Consider the following 14,201-nt stretch of genomic DNA (forward strand, 5'->3'; position numbering starts at 1 on the left):
GGTCTCTTCAGGAGCGGGTCAGATCCGCTGGATCCGTACGCTCCGCAGGACGTTCGGCGACTGGATGTCCCAGACGCCGATCACCTGGTGGCCGAAGGCGAAGGCCTCCTGGATCTGCTGGTGGATCTGCTGCGTCGGGTTGTTGAGGACCCGGAACTGGTTGTTGATGCGCAGGAAGACCTGGCGGGGCTGGCCCTGCAGCGGGTGCACGATGTCGATGAACCCGTCGGCCATGCCGGAGGCCAGGGACTGCGTCTGGACCTGCTGGATCACCTGTTGGACCACGGCCTGCGCGAGCTGCTGCAACTGCTGCTGCACCTGCTGCTCGGCCTGCTGCGCCTGCTGGTCCTGGTGCTGTCCCTGACCGGACTGCTGCTGGCCGAACTGCGTCTGAGCCAGCTGCTGCAGCAGTTGCTGGAACGGCTGCTGCTGGCTGAGCTGCTGGAGCTGCTCCAGCGAGCCGCCGCCCATGCCGAACGGCTGCTGCTGTTGCCGGCCTTGTCCCTGGCCCTGCTGGCCGCCGAAGCCCTGCTGGCCGAACGGCTGGTTCTGCTGCTGGTAGGGCGACGTGCTGGGGAACTGCCCTTGCTGCTGTCCCTGTTGGCCTTGCTGGCCTTGCTGTCCCTGCTGACTCATCTGCGGGTTGATGCTCATGCGAGTACCACCTTCCATGGGTGGGATGAGGAACCGTCAGCCTGCGATCACGAGGCCGACGATCTCGTCGTCCGAGAACCAGACACGGACGTCGGGCCGTCCCCCCGCGAAGGCGGCGTGTACCGCCTGGCGGACCTCGGGGGACGGGTGGTTGAGGTTGCGCCAGCCGCCGGCCACGAACAGCCGGAGACGGGGCGGGAGTTCGTGCGGGTACGGCAGCAGTTCGTCCCAGTACCGTTCGGCCCGGCCCGAGCCGACCGCCTCGGGCAGCAGCCGGGTGACCGCCGCCTTGATGTCGGGCCGGTTGCCGATCCGCTGGGAGGCGGGCCGGTCCGTCGCGTCCTGCTGCGGGGAGCCGGTGGCCCGCAGCACCGAGCGGGCGCGTTCGGGGGACATCGGCGGCCGGCCGGTTGCCTTGAGCATGCCCTGCAGCGCGGCCAGCGCGCCGACCACCACCGGGGAGGCGGAGGAGGTCCCGGAGAACGTGTCCGTGTACCAGGCGATCTCCTCCGGCCCGCCCTGCAGGTCGCCGGGCCTGTCCCAGGAGCCGCCGGTGGTCGTGACCTCGCGGCCCCAGCCCTGCGCGTCCACGCGGGCGCCGTAGTTGGAGAACGCGAGGCGGGACCGGTCCGGGCCGTAGTCGCGGCCGTGCGTGCCGGGCGGCGGGGCGCCCGCTCCGACCAGGACGGCGCCGGAGGACTGGTTGGACGGGTTGAACGGTCCGCGCCATCCCTGGGGGAACTCGTCCGGGCGGCGCTCGTACACGCCGTCGTCGAGTGACTCGCCGCCGTTGCCGGCGGCCGCCACCACGAGGACGCCCTTGGCGGTGGCGTACCGGACGGCCGCGAAGTCGTCCGGCCACCACTCCAGCGGGATGTAACCGCGCTGGTCGTCGCGCTCCTCGAAGTCGAACCGCGGTCCGGGGCGGTGGAGTTCGACCAGCACGATGTCGCCGGGGGCGAGCCGGTCGGCCGCCGCGTGGATCGCGGCCGCGGTGCCGATGTCCTGGAAGGACGCCGCGGCGGTCACCGCGTCCGGCACGATGCCGGTGACCCCGTGCTCGCCCCGGTCGCCGCCGATCACGCCGATCACGGCGGTGCCGTGGTTGCGCCAGGCGAGGTCGGTCAGCGGGGTGCCGACGACCACGCCGGCGAGCTTGGCGGCCAGGTCCTCGTGGCCCAGCTGCCAGGCGCCTTCGACGTCGATCACCGTCACACCCTGGCCGGTGCCGCCGGGCCGCTGCCAGGCCCAGTAGGCGTCGATGCCCTCGGGTGCGGGGCGCAGATAGCCCTGACGGCCGGTGAAGTCGGGGGTGACCGGCGCCCCCTCCTTCAGCCGCCGGGTGTCCTCCCCGATCTGCCCGAGGGAGGCCGGTACGGCGCGCGGCTTCACGTACGCCGTGTCGACGCCCGGCAGTGCGGCGATCCGTGCCCGCAGCTCCTGGGCGCGGTTCTGGCCGCCGCGCACCCGGTAGAAGAGCGCCAGGTCGGGCACGTCCTCCGGGCCCGCGGCGGCGGACTGCTGGAGCCGCTCCTCGCTGCCGAACAGCGGTTCCAGGGTGAGCTGTTCGTCGCTGAGGAACATGTTGAGGGCCGACACGTCGGCGCCCGCCGCCGAGCGGACGCCCTCGGCCCCGGCGCGCAGCCTGGCCTCGGGACGTGCGACGACGACCAGTTCCTGCTCGGCTCCTCGATAGGTGAATCCCGATCCGTCGGGCCCCGGCCCGGACGCTCCGGGGCTCTGCGGCGGCTGTACCTGCTCGGTCATGGGGTACCGCTCCCTTCTCCGTGCGGGTGCGCCTTCGGGCCCCAACCAAGCACTCCCAGGGCGGTCCGTCCACCCCCGTGTCCGCCAACTCGGTTTGAAACAAGTTGAATTGGGTAGCGTGTGCAATCCGTCCTGAAACAGATGTCACGTCACAAACCGGCCATAGCCTGCGGAGGTGACGGTCATGTGATGGGGTGGGAGCGCCTGTTGACCGCACGGCCGGCCGCGGGCCGGCCCCTTTGCAGAAGGACGCACAGTGGCACCCACAGACCGTTCCTTCGCACGTCGAAGACTCCTCACCACGGCCGCCGCCCTCTCCGGCGCGGCCCTGCTCCCGGGCACCGCGCACGCGGCCGAATCCCGGCACAGCGCGTGGCCCGCACAGTTCCCGCTGCCCGACGGCTTCCAGCCCGAGGGCATCACGATCGGCGCGAAGCCCTTCGGATACTTCGGCTCCCTCGCCAACGGCGACATCCACCGGGCGAGCCTCGCCACCGGCCGGGGCACCGTCATCAGCAAGGGCCTGGGCACCGGACACCCCACCGTGGGCCTGAAGATCGACCGCCACGGCACGCTGTTCCTGGCCGGCGGCGACAGCGGTGAGATCCGCACGGCCGACGCCCGCACGGGCGAGATCGAGCAGGTGCACGCCACCGGCGGCACCTTCGTGAACGACGTGATCCTCACTCCGGGCGCCGCCTGGTTCACCGACTCCTTCAAGCCGCAGCTGTACCGGCTGGCCCGAGGCGCCGTGGACGCCCTGCCGCTGACCGGTGACTGGGAGCAGGGTCCGGACTTCACCGCCAACGGCATCGAGCGCACGCCCGACGGCAGCGCCCTGCTCGTGGTCAACGCCTTCGCGAACGGCGGCGGCCTCATGCGGGTCGACCCACGCACCGGGGCCGCCCGCACCGTGGACCTCGGCACGGCGAAGCTGCCCAACGGGGACGGCCTGCTGCTGCTCGGCCGGATCCTCTACGCCGTCCAGCAGCAGCAGAACGCGATCGACGTGTTCCGGCTGAACGACGCCGGCACCAGGGGCACCGCGATCGCCCGCATCACCGACCCGCGCTTCCGCATCCCGACGACGGTGGCCGCGTGGGGCAAGCGGCTGTACCTGCCGAACGCGCGCTTCGACGTGGAGCCGACACCGGAGACCGAGTACGACGCGGTGGTGGTGCACCAGGTCTGAGCGTCGGACGCAGAAGGGCGGTGCGCCTGCCGGCGCACCGCCCTCACCGGTTCACTCCTCCGATGACGAGTCCTCGTCGTCCGCCCCCGGTTTCGGCGGTTTCGGCGGTTTCGTGCGACCGCCGCCCGGGTTGTCCCGCAGATACGAGGTCGACGGCGGGCCGTCGCTGCCGTCCGCCGTGGCGTGCCCGCCGGAGCCGCCGGGTCCCGACCCGTCCCGGCGCCGCAGATACCGCTCGAACTCGCGGGCGATCGCGTCGCCCGACGCCTCCGGCAGCTCCGCGGTGTCCCGGGCCTCCTCCAGCGTCTGGACGTACTCGGCGACCTCGCTGTCCTCGGCGGCCAGCTGGTCCACGCCCACCTGCCAGGCGCGCGCGTCCTCGGGCAGCTCGCCCAGCGGGATGCGTACGTCGATGAGGTCCTCCAGGCGGTTGAGGAGGGCCAGCGTCGCCTTCGGGTTCGGCGGCTGCGAGACGTAGTGCGGGACGGCCGCCCACAGCGACACGGCCGGTACGCCCGCGTGCGTGCACGCCTCCTGGAGAATGCCGACGATGCCCGTGGGGCCCTCGTACTTGGTCTCCTCCAGATCCATCCGCCGGGCCAGGTCCGCGTCGGACGTGACACCGCTCACCGGCACCGGACGGGTGTGCGGTGTGTCACCGAGCAGGGCGCCCAGGATCACCACCAGTTCCACGCCCAGCTCGTGGGCGAAGCCGAGAATCTCGTTGCAGAACGAGCGCCATCGCATCGACGGTTCGATACCTCGGACGAGTACGAGATCGCGTGGCTTCTCGCCGCCGACCCGGACGACCGAGAGACGGGTCGTGGGCCAGGTGATCTTGCGTACGCCGCCGTCCAGCCACACCGTGGGGCGGTTCACCTGGAAGTCGTAGTAGTCCTCGGCGTCCAGCGCCGCGAACACCTCGCCCTTCCACTCCCGGTCCAGATGTGCCACCGCGGTGGAGGCGGCGTCGCCGGCATCGTTCCAGCCCTCGAACGCGGCCACCATGACTGGGTCGATCAGCTCGGGAACTCCCTCCAGCTCGATCACCCAGCGCCTCCTTCCGACGTGCCCTCGCTTAACGACCCAACCTTACGGCGTGCGGCGGGGGCGCCCGCAGCCCCCTTGCACGGGGGAGTGAACGGATCACTGCCCCGATCGTCACCCCCGGACACCCCGCTTCCGGTGGTCATCACAGGGTGGACCGCAGCCACTGCTCGACGCTCGCGATGTGCACGGTCGCCCAGGAACGGGCCGCCTCCGCGTCCCGGTCGCGCAGCGCGGCCAGGATCGCCCGGTGTTCGCGCAGGGTGCCGGTGATGGCGTCCTCCTGGGTCAGCCCGCGCCAGACGCGGGCCCGGGTGGTGGGCCCGGACAGGCCGTCCAGCAGGGAACACAGCACGGAGTTCCCGGAACTCTGCACGATGCCCCGGTGGAAGTCCAGGTCGCAGGCGACGAGCTCCTCCACCGACGGGCTGTCACCGAGCTTGTCCAACTGGGCGGAGAGCGCGTCCAGTTGCTGCTCGCTGATCCTGAGGGCCGCCATCGCTGTCGCGGCCGGCTCCAGGATGCGGCGTACGGCCAGGAACTCCAGCACCGTGTCGTCGCGGTGGAAGTCGACGACGAAGCTCAGCGCCTCCAGAAGGAGCTGCGGGTCGAGGCTGGTGACGTACGTGCCGTCGCCCTGCCGTACGTCCAGGATCCGGATCAGCGACAGGGCGCGCACCGCCTCCCGCAGGGAGTTCCGGGACAATCCCAGCTCGGAGGCGAGTTCGCTCTCCTTGGGGAGCCGGTCCCCGGGGCGCAGCGCGCCGGAGACGATCATGCCCTTGATCTTCTCGATCGCCTCGTCGGTGACTGCCATGACCGGCCTCCCTTGCGCCCCACTGACGTGCAAGACATCGGATGTCTCAGCACATTATGCGTCCTGTTCAGACGAGTGCCTCCAGATCGGCGATCACCGCCGCCTCGTCGAGCGTCGTCAGCGCCCGGTCCCGCATCAGCACCCGCCCGTCGACGACCGTGTCCCGCACGTCCGTGGAGTGCGCGGCGTACGCGAGCGTGGACCAGGGGTCGTGCAGCGGACGCAGATGCGGCGCGTTCAGGTCGAGGACGACCAGGTCCGCCCGCTTGCCCGCCTCCAGCGAGCCCAGGTGCTCCCCCAGCCCCAGCGCCCGCGCACCCTCGATCGTCGCCATGCGTACGGCCTCCTCGGCGCCGACCGCGCTCGGGTCGCCATCGGCCTTGTGAACCAGCGCCGCCTGTCGCACCGCCCCCAGCAGGTCCAGCGTGTTGGAACTGACGGCGCCGTCCGTGCCGAGCCCGACGGTCACCCCGGCGCTCAGCAGCCGAGGCACCGGCGCGATGCCGCAGCCCAGCTTCAGGTTGGACACCGGACAGTGCGCGACCGACGTGCCGGTCCGGGCCAGAGCCGCTATCTCGGATCCGGTCAGTTCCACGGCGTGCGCGAGCAGCAGGTCGGGTCCGAGGAGCCCGAGCGAGTCGAGCAGCTCGACCGGACGCCTGCCGTACCGCACCTCGACGGCGGCGACCTCCGTCGAGTTCTCCGCCGCGTGGATGTGCAGCAGCGCCCCGAACTCCCGGGCCAGGGCGGCGATGTCGGTGAGCTGGCCGGGGGAGAGGGTGTAGGTGGAGTGCGCGAAGAGGATCGGGCGGGTGCCGGGGCGTGCGCCGCCCCGGGCCTGAAGATCCCGGCGGGCCCACGCCTGCCGGTCGGCGTAGACGATGCCGTCGGGCGGCTCGGGCACGTCCATGAAGGTGGGGCCGGTGTGCAGCCGCCAGCCCGACTCGCGGGCCGCCTGCTCGGCCGCCTCGTGGAACCAGTACATGTCGAGTGCCGAGGTCACCCCGGCCCGAACGCTTTCGGCCACGGCCAGCCGTACCGCCGCCGCCACGTTCTTCGGCGTCAGCAGTTCGGCCTCCCACCGGAGCACCCGCTCCAGGAAGCCCTGGAGGGTGACGTCGTCGGCACGGCCCCGCAGCAGGGTCATCGCCAGGTGGGTGTGCGTGTTGACGAGCCCGGGCAGGACGAGACAGCCCGCGGCGTCAAGGGACTCCGCGGCTGTGAACCGCGCTTTCAGCTCCTCGGCCGGTCCGACGGCGAGGATTTCGCCCTCATGGACGGCAACCGCCCCGTCCCGTACGACGGTTCCGGCGTCGTCGACCGTCAGGACATCACCGCCGTGCACCAACAGATCGACGTTCACGCCTGGTACTCCTCCGCCAGCAGCCGCAGCGCCTCCAGCGAGACGACCGCGCCCTTCTCGACGCCCGCCGCGACGACCGCCCGGTGCGGGTTGTACCCGCCGGTGGCCTCCTCGTCGACGAGCTCGTCGGCGTTCGCCCCGTCGACGACGAGCACACCGCCCGCGACGAGCCCGCGCAGCGAGGCGGTCACCAGCAGCGCCGACAGCTCCATCTCGATGGCCGCGAGCCCCGCACCGGCGTAGGAGAACAGCGGAATGAGCCCCGGCCGGAAGGCCGCCCGCGTCCACACGATCCCCCGGTGGTGCGGCGCCCCCGCCTCGCGGGCCGCGCGCTGGAGCGCGAGGACGGCTTCGGGCGAGGAGACGGCCGGGTACTCCGGCGGCAGCAGCTGCTGCGTGACCCCGTCGTCCCGTACGGCCGCCTCCGCGATGACCAGGTCGCCGTCCCCGATGCCGGGCTTGATCGCGCCCGCCGTACCGAACCGGATGAGCGTGCGCACCCCGGCCTCCGCCAGCTCCTGGAACAGCAGGATCGCGCCCGGACCGCCCACCCCGTGCGAGGCCACGACGACCGGCAGGCCCTTCCAACTGCCGCTGAACACACGGTATTCGCGGTGGTACGAGACCTCCTGGGCGCCGTCGAGGAGCGCGGCGACGGCCGCCGCGCGCGCCGGGTCACCGACGACGACCGCGTGCGCCGGGAGACCGGTGCGGGGGATGCGGGTGATGGGCAGCAGGTCCTGCGTCATGAGGCGGCTCCGGAAGGAGGGGTACGGCGACGGCGGCGGGCCGTCGTGAGGAAGAGGGCGCCGAGGGTGACGACGTACGGCGAGGCGTCGGTCGCCTGCGGGCCCGCCGCCAGGACGCCCAGCCAGGGGCCGCCGGTGAACCAGCTCGTCGCCACGGCGGTGAAGCACCCCATCAGCATCATGCCTTCGAGGCCGATGTTGAACACACCCGCGCGTTCGCACAGGGTCGAACAACCGGCTGGGGGAGCGCAGTCGGGCCGCCGGGAACACGATGACGACGGGCGTCCGAACGTCCGGGGCACGGCCCTCGGCCGCGGTGCTGATCGGCATCATCACGACCGGCCTGACCATCAAGGGCCTGGCTACTCCACTCACGCCGACTCGGCATCGAACCAGGGCTTGCCGGCCGCCCAGTGTCCGACCCAGCCGGCGAACCCGGGTTCGGCCGTCGTGTATCCGAACTCGGCGCCGAAGGGAGCAGCGCCGACATCGGTGATGGTCCAGATGTGCCCCCGATGCGGGCCGGTGACGACGAGATGCCAGTACATGGCGCACCCGTCGGTCCCCAGCACGATCGAACCGTGGTCGCGGACCCGCTCCAGCAGCGGCTCGATCTCCTCCTGCGGTCTGTCGTCGTCCTCCCACAACCACGCTTCCGTGAGGGGGAACGGCTCGGCCGGATCGCGGTCCCGCCCTTCGTCCTCCCAGTCGTCGGGCAACTCCGCCAGCCCCACGAGCCCGAACTCCGGCGGCCCCTGGAACGATCCGTCGGTCATCTCCGCCACGAACGTCCGATACGGCTCGGGCAGCACCACCCCGTGCTCCGTCTCGAAGGCGTGAACCGCCTCCCAGCCGAGCGCCGATTCGCCGCCGTCGTCCACGGCGAACGCCGCCCGCAGTGCGGTGAGATCCTCGGGACTGGCCTGATCGGTGTTCATGCGCTCATGAAAGCACCCGGCACTGACAGCCGGACCGAGGGACAACCGGGCACACGAGAGGGGCGACTCCGTCGGCGTGGAGCCGCCCCTCTCGCTGGTGCCGGACCCGGTCGGGGAGGGACCGGCTCGGGTCTACTTCTTGTCGAGCAGGTCCTGCACCTTCGCGCGGATGTCGTCGGTGGCGAGGCCCCGGATCGTCAGCGTCGTACGGCGGCGCAGCACGTCGTCCGTCGTCTCGGCCCACTCGTTGTCACGGGCGTAGACGACCTGCGCCCAGATCTCCGGCGCGTCCGGGTGGACACGCTGGGCGAGCTCCGGGTCGTCGTTGGCCATCCGGGCGATGTCGAAGGCCAGCGAACCGTAGTGCGTGGCCAGGTGCCTGGCCGTGTCGGCGGCCATGCGCGGGCCCGGCGCCGGGTGGTCGACCAGCAGACGGTGGGCGACCGCGCGCGGGTTGGCGACACCCGGCAGCGGCAGCTTCTTCGGCAGCGAGGAGATCGGCTCGAAGTCGTCGCCGAGCGGGTGGCCCGGCAGCGCCTCCAGCTTCTGCATGACCGTACGGCCGATGTGGCGGAACGTCGTCCACTTGCCGCCGGCGACGGACAGCATGCCGCCCTTGCCCTCGGTCACGACCGTCTCGCGCTTGGCCTTCGCCGTGTCGCCGGGCCCGCCCGGCAGCACACGCAGACCCGCGAAGGCGTACGTGATGAGGTCACGGTCGAGCTGCTGGTCGCGGATGGAGAACGCGGCCTCGTCGAGTATCTGGGCCGTGTCCTTCTCCGTGACCGCGACGTCCGCCGGGTCGCCCTCGAACTCCTCGTCGGTCGTACCGAGCAGCAGCATGTCCTCCCAGGGGAGGGCGAAGGTGATGCGGTACTTGTCGATGGGGGTGGCGAGAGCGGCCTTCCAGGGGGAGGTGCGCTTCAGGACCAGGTGCGCGCCCTTGGAGAGGCGGATGGACGGAGCCGCGTTCGGGTCCTCCATCCTGCGCAGGTGGTCGACCCACGGGCCGGTCGCGTTCAGCACCAGCCGGGCGCTGACCCCGAACTCGTCACCGGACTGACGGTCGCGCAGTTCCGCGCCCGTCACCCGGCCCTTGGTGAAGCGCAGGCCGGTGACCTCGGCGTGGTTGAGGACGACCGCGCCCGCCTCGACGGCCGCGCGGACCGTCATCAGCGCCATGCGGGCGTCGTTCATCTGGTCGTCGCCGTACACGGCCACGGCCTTGAGGTTCTCGGTGCGCAGCTCGGGCACGTCCCGCGCGGCCTTCGAGGGGCCGAGCAGGTGGCCCACTCCGTCACCGAAAGCCGACAGCGCGGAGTAGGCGAACACGCCCGCCCCGAGCTTCGCCGCGCCGTGCGGCCCGCCCTTGTACACGGGGAGGTAGAACGTGAGCGGGTTCGCCAGGTGGGGGGCCACCTGGCGGGAGACCGCACGGCGCTCGAAGTGGTTCTCCGCCACCAGCTTCACCGCGCCGGTCTGCAGGTAGCGCAGACCGCCGTGGAGCAGCTTGGAGGAGGCGGAGGAGGTGGCGCCGGCGAAGTCGCCGGAGTCGACCAGAGCCACCCTGAGGCCGGACTGCGCGGCGTGCCAGGCGGTGGAGATGCCCAGGATGCCGCCGCCGATCACGAGAAGGTCGTACGACGCCTTGGCGAGCTGCTCCCGGGTCTCGGCGCGGCTCGGGTTCGAGCCGGATGCCGGGCGCGTACCGAGGGCAGGCACGGACTGCAGGGTGGACTGACTGGTCATTCGGGTTCTTACTCCTCGTCCTCGAGCCAGCCCATGGTCCGCTCGACGGCCTTGAGCCAGCTCTTGTACTCACGGTCGCGGGTGTCCGCGTCCATGCGGGGGGTCCACTCGGCGGCCCGGCGCCAGTTGGCGCGCAGGTCGTCGGTGCTGGTCCAGAAGCCGACGGCGAGACCGGCGGCATAGGCGGCGCCGAGGCAGGTGGTCTCGGCGACCATCGGGCGCACCACGGGCGCGTCCAGGAAGTCCGAGAGCGTCTGCATCAGCAGGTTGTTGGAGGTCATGCCGCCGTCGACCTTGAGTGCCGCGAGCTCGACGCCGGAGTCCTTGGTCATGGCGTCGCTGATCTCACGGGTCTGCCAGGCGGTGGCCTCCAGAACGGCGCGCGCGATGTGCGCCTTGGTGACGTACCGGGTGAGACCGGCGATCACACCGCGGGCGTCCGGGCGCCAGTACGGGGCGAACAGACCGGAGAAGGCCGGCACGAAGTACGCGCCGCCGTTGTCCTCGACCGACAGCGCGAGCGTCTCGATCTCGGCGGCCGTGCTGATCAGGCCCATCTGGTCGCGCATCCACTGCACCAGCGAACCGGTGACCGCGATCGAGCCCTCGAGCGCGTAGACCGGCGTCTCGTCGCCGATGCGGTAGCCGACCGTCGTCAGCAGGCCGGAGTACGAGTTGATGATCTTGTCGCCGGTGTTCATCAGCATGAACGTGCCGGTGCCGTACGTCGACTTGGCCTCGCCCTCGGCGAAACAGGTCTGGCCGAACAGGGCCGCCTGCTGGTCGCCGAGCGCGGAGGCGACCGGGATGCCGCCGAGCAGGTCGCCCAGCTTGCCGCCGGTGATCTCGCCGTAGACCTCGGCGGAGGACCGGATCTCGGGCAGCATCGCCAGCGGGACGCCGATGGACTCGGCGATCTTCGGGTCCCACTCCAGCGTGTGCAGGTTCATCAGCATGGTGCGGGAGGCGTTGGTGACGTCGGTGACGTGCCTGCCGCCGTCGACACCACCGGTCAGGTTCCAGATGACCCAGCTGTCCATGGTGCCGAAGAGGATGTCGCCGGCCTCGGCGCGCTCACGCAGGCCCTCGACGTTGTCGAGCAGCCAGCGGGCCTTGGGCCCTGCGAAGTACGAGGCCAGCGGTAGACCGGTCTCGCGGCGGAAGCGGTCCTGGCCGACGTTGCGGCCGAGCTCCCGGCACAGGGCGTCGGTGCGGGTGTCCTGCCAGACGATGGCGTTGTGGACGGGCTCACCGGTGTTCTTGTCCCAGAGGAGGGTGGTCTCGCGCTGGTTGGTGATGCCGATGGCCTTGATGTCGTCGCGCGTGATGCCGGCCTTCTCGATGGCGGAGGCGACGACCTCCTGGACGTTGGTCCAGATCTCGGTGGCGTTGTGCTCGACCCAGCCCGGCTTCGGGAAGATCTGCTCGTGCTCCTTCTGGTCGACGGAGACGATACGGCCGTCCCGGTCGAAGACGATGCAGCGGCTGGAGGTGGTGCCCTGGTCGATCGCGGCGATGAACGGGCCGGCGGTGTGGGCGTCGGTCACTGTGTGCTCCTGGAAGTCCGTGGTTAAGGGGCTGTACGTACGGCGCGCGCTGAGAGGCTCGGTGGGAGCCCGACGCTCTTAAGCAAATGCGACGTTGTAGATGCCTGCAGCGATGGCGCCGCCGATCAACGGACCGACCACCGGAATCCAGGCGTAGCCCCAGTCGGAGCCACCCTTGTTGGGAAGGGGCAGGAGGGCGTGCACGATACGCGGACCGAGGTCACGGGCCGGGTTGATCGCGTAGCCGGTCGGGCCGCCGAGGGACAGACCGATCGACACGACGACGAGCGCGGTGACCAGGCCGCCCAGGGCGCCGAGGCCGTTGCCCTCGGCGTTGAGGCCCTGGGTGAGGACGGCGAGCAGCAGCACCACGGTGCCGATGATCTCCGTGGCGAGGTTCTGCACCGCGTTCCGGATCTCGGGGCCGGTGGAGAAGATGCCGAGGACGGGGCCCGCGCCCTTCTCCTGGGCTTCGACGGCCTTGGCCGTGGTGGCCTGGGCGCCGGGTCCGCCGACGATCTCCCGGTCGGTGAGGTGGGCTTGGAACTGGCCGTAGTACGCCACCCAGACCAGTGCCGCGCCGATCATGGCACCGAGGATCTGGCCGGCCCAGTAGACCGGGACGTCGCTCCAGTCGCCGTCCTTGATGGCGAGCGCCAGGGTCACGGCCGGGTTGAGGTGGGCACCGGACAGCGGGCCCGAGATGTACACGGCCGTCAAGACGGCGAAACCCCACCCGAAGGCGATGGCGAGCCAGCCGGCGTTGCGGGCCTTGGAGGCCTTCAGGGTCACGGCGGCGCAGACGCCGCCGCCGAGCAGAATGAGTACGGCGGTACCGATGGTCTCGCCGATGAAGATGTCGGAGCTGGACACCCGCGACTCCTTTGTCCTTCGTCCAGGGAAAGCGGAACCCCGGGTCCCTCCGGTGGTTCGCGTGCCCTCGGGGGTGAGGGCGATGCCGGCCCATGGCGTTGTCACACTCTAGCGCTTATTGCCGGTAGGTGTTCGACAATGCCGACCGATGGACGCGAGTCTTGCTCCGGCGTTACACGCACGTCAAGGGTGCTGTTGTCGAAAACACGATCGTTATTGATCGCCATGAGCTATCGATCTTGAGTTCGATACGGACGGCTGCGAGACGGGCACGGTGTGTGCCGATCAACCGGTTTGCGCCGTTGTGTCAGGTTACGACTGAGGGCCGGGACGTCGATTCGACGTCCCGGCCCTCAGTGGTACGGCGCTCAGAACCGCCCGGCGCCCAGGTCCCGTGACACCGCGCGGGCGCAGTCCCGGACCGCGGCGATCAGCTCGGGACGCAGCTCACCGTCCCTGCACAGCCGCTCCACGGCGCCGGTGATGCCGACCGCGCCCACGGGCATGCGCCGGCGGTCGTGGATGGGTGCGGCGATGGAGGCGACGCCCTCCCAGGTCTCTTCGACGTCGGCCGCGTAGCCACGCGCGCGCGTGATGTCGAGGATCTGCTCGAACGCGTCCAGTTCGCAGACGGTCCGGTCCGTGAACGCCTTGCGGTCGCTCTCCAGCGCCTCGCTGTGCGCGACCGGATCGTAGGCCGAGAGGACCTTGCCCAGTGCCGTGCAGTGCAGTGGCTGCATGGCCCCGATCTCCAGTACCTGCCGACTGTCGTCCGGCCGGAAGACGTGGTGCACGATCAGCACGCCATGCTGGTGGAGCACGCCCAGATGGACGCTCTCCCCGCTGGAGCGGGCCAGGTCGTCCGTCCACACCAGGGCGCGCGCCCGCAGCTCGTGCACGTCCAGATAGGTGGTGCCCAGGCGCAGCAGCTCGGCGCCCAGCTGGTAGCGGCCCGAGGCGTCGTCCTGCTCCACGAAACCCTCTTGCTGGAGGGTGCGCAGGATGCCGTGTGCGGTGCCTTTGGCGAGGCCCAGTGACGAGGCGATGTCCGAGAGGCCGAGCCGCCGCTCGCCGCCCGCGAGGAGCCGCAGCATCGCGGCCGCCCGTTCGAGCGACTGGATGTTCCGTGCCATCGCCGTACTGCCTCCGTCCCCTTCGACCGCCGATCTGCGACGCTCGCTGCCGCCGTTCGGCAATGTCGAACACTACCGGTCCATGCCGACCTCCCGCTAACGGTCGGTCCGAAACTGTTGCGTCACTCGTATCCCGTGAGTGACCTTGCCGCCATCCTCGTCCGCCCCGTGGACGCTGCTGACCAGCAGGGCCCGCCCCGGTTACCCTGGCGGCGTGCGCCCCCGGGGAGAGTGCCACGGGTGGCGCAAAGCCGACAGCCGTCGCACTTCGAGGGAGCCCTTTTCATGGCCTCTGTGCCGCCGACCCCTTCCGCCGACAGCCGGGCCCGTGTGTCCGCACTCCGAGACGCGCTCTCCTCCCGTGTGGTGGTC

General features: G+C 71.0%; 13 protein-coding genes. 1 reads left to right on the plus strand and 12 read right to left on the minus strand.

The features are described 5' to 3' along the window. Positions 1 to 18: 18 nt before the first annotated feature. Together ADK57_RS30265 and ADK57_RS30270 are read right to left on the minus strand one after the other, a co-directional pair. Positions 19 to 654 carry a hypothetical protein gene (locus tag ADK57_RS30265; RefSeq protein WP_053752796.1) on the minus strand — a complete coding sequence of 212 codons (636 nt, stop codon included), beginning with the start codon at positions 652 to 654 and terminating at the stop codon, positions 19 to 21. 36 nt (positions 655 to 690) lie between these two features. Beyond that, positions 691 to 2,421, minus strand: coding sequence for a S8 family peptidase (locus ADK57_RS30270; RefSeq protein WP_053752797.1), 1,731 nt, complete (start codon positions 2,419 to 2,421; stop codon positions 691 to 693). A gap of 256 nt (positions 2,422 to 2,677) precedes the next feature. Here ADK57_RS30270 and ADK57_RS30275 point away from each other — a divergent pair, with 256 nt between their 5' ends. Then, complete coding sequence (locus tag ADK57_RS30275; RefSeq protein ID WP_053752798.1) at positions 2,678 to 3,613, plus strand: SMP-30/gluconolactonase/LRE family protein; 936 nt, start codon at positions 2,678 to 2,680, stop codon at positions 3,611 to 3,613. 51 nt (positions 3,614 to 3,664) lie between these two features. Here the strand turns inward: ADK57_RS30275 and ADK57_RS30280 are convergent, their stop codons facing one another. The 10 genes from ADK57_RS30280 to ADK57_RS30325 all read right to left on the minus strand — a co-directional run bounded on the left by ADK57_RS30280 (position 3,665) and on the right by ADK57_RS30325 (position 13,829). Next, positions 3,665 to 4,663 (minus strand): PAC2 family protein, encoded by a 999-nt coding sequence (locus ADK57_RS30280; protein ID WP_053752799.1) that lies wholly within the window; start codon positions 4,661 to 4,663, stop codon positions 3,665 to 3,667. Positions 4,664 to 4,805: 142 nt separating this feature from the next. After that, positions 4,806 to 5,477: a FadR/GntR family transcriptional regulator gene (locus ADK57_RS30285; protein ID WP_053752800.1), complete on the minus strand. Its 672-nt coding sequence runs from the start codon at positions 5,475 to 5,477 to the stop codon at positions 4,806 to 4,808. Positions 5,478 to 5,544: 67 nt separating this feature from the next. Then, a complete protein-coding gene (locus ADK57_RS30290; RefSeq protein ID WP_053752801.1) occupies positions 5,545 to 6,840 on the minus strand; it encodes an amidohydrolase in 1,296 nt (431 codons plus the stop codon). Next, the gene (locus ADK57_RS30295; protein WP_053752802.1) at positions 6,837 to 7,589 is read right to left on the minus strand and encodes a nucleoside phosphorylase; all 753 of its coding nucleotides are present in this window, start codon (positions 7,587 to 7,589) and stop codon (positions 6,837 to 6,839) included. Before ADK57_RS30295 ends, ADK57_RS30290 begins: the two co-directional genes overlap by 4 nt. Beyond that, a complete protein-coding gene (locus ADK57_RS52610) occupies positions 7,586 to 7,795 on the minus strand; it encodes a hypothetical protein (RefSeq protein WP_053752803.1) in 210 nt (69 codons plus the stop codon). The genes ADK57_RS30295 and ADK57_RS52610 overlap by 4 nt, the downstream gene beginning before the upstream one ends. 165 nt (positions 7,796 to 7,960) lie before the next feature. Next, positions 7,961 to 8,527, minus strand: coding sequence for an SMI1/KNR4 family protein (locus ADK57_RS30305; protein ID WP_053752804.1), 567 nt, complete (start codon positions 8,525 to 8,527; stop codon positions 7,961 to 7,963). A gap of 132 nt (positions 8,528 to 8,659) precedes the next feature. After that, on the minus strand, positions 8,660 to 10,276 hold the full coding sequence (locus ADK57_RS30310; protein WP_053752805.1) for a glycerol-3-phosphate dehydrogenase/oxidase: 1,617 nt from the start codon (positions 10,274 to 10,276) through the stop codon (positions 8,660 to 8,662). Positions 10,277 to 10,284: 8 nt separating this feature from the next. Continuing rightward, positions 10,285 to 11,823, minus strand: coding sequence for a glycerol kinase GlpK (gene glpK, locus ADK57_RS30315; RefSeq protein ID WP_053752806.1), 1,539 nt, complete (start codon positions 11,821 to 11,823; stop codon positions 10,285 to 10,287). 78 nt (positions 11,824 to 11,901) lie between these two features. Next, complete coding sequence (locus ADK57_RS30320; RefSeq protein ID WP_053752807.1) at positions 11,902 to 12,696, minus strand: MIP/aquaporin family protein; 795 nt, start codon at positions 12,694 to 12,696, stop codon at positions 11,902 to 11,904. A gap of 368 nt (positions 12,697 to 13,064) precedes the next feature. Next, entirely contained in the window at positions 13,065 to 13,829 is a 765-nt protein-coding gene (locus ADK57_RS30325) for an IclR family transcriptional regulator (protein ID WP_053752808.1), read from the minus strand. Positions 13,830 to 14,201 lie beyond the last annotated feature (372 nt).

The sequence above is a fragment of the Streptomyces sp. MMG1533 genome, from assembly GCF_001279775.1.
Classification (GTDB): domain Bacteria; phylum Actinomycetota; class Actinomycetes; order Streptomycetales; family Streptomycetaceae; genus Streptomyces.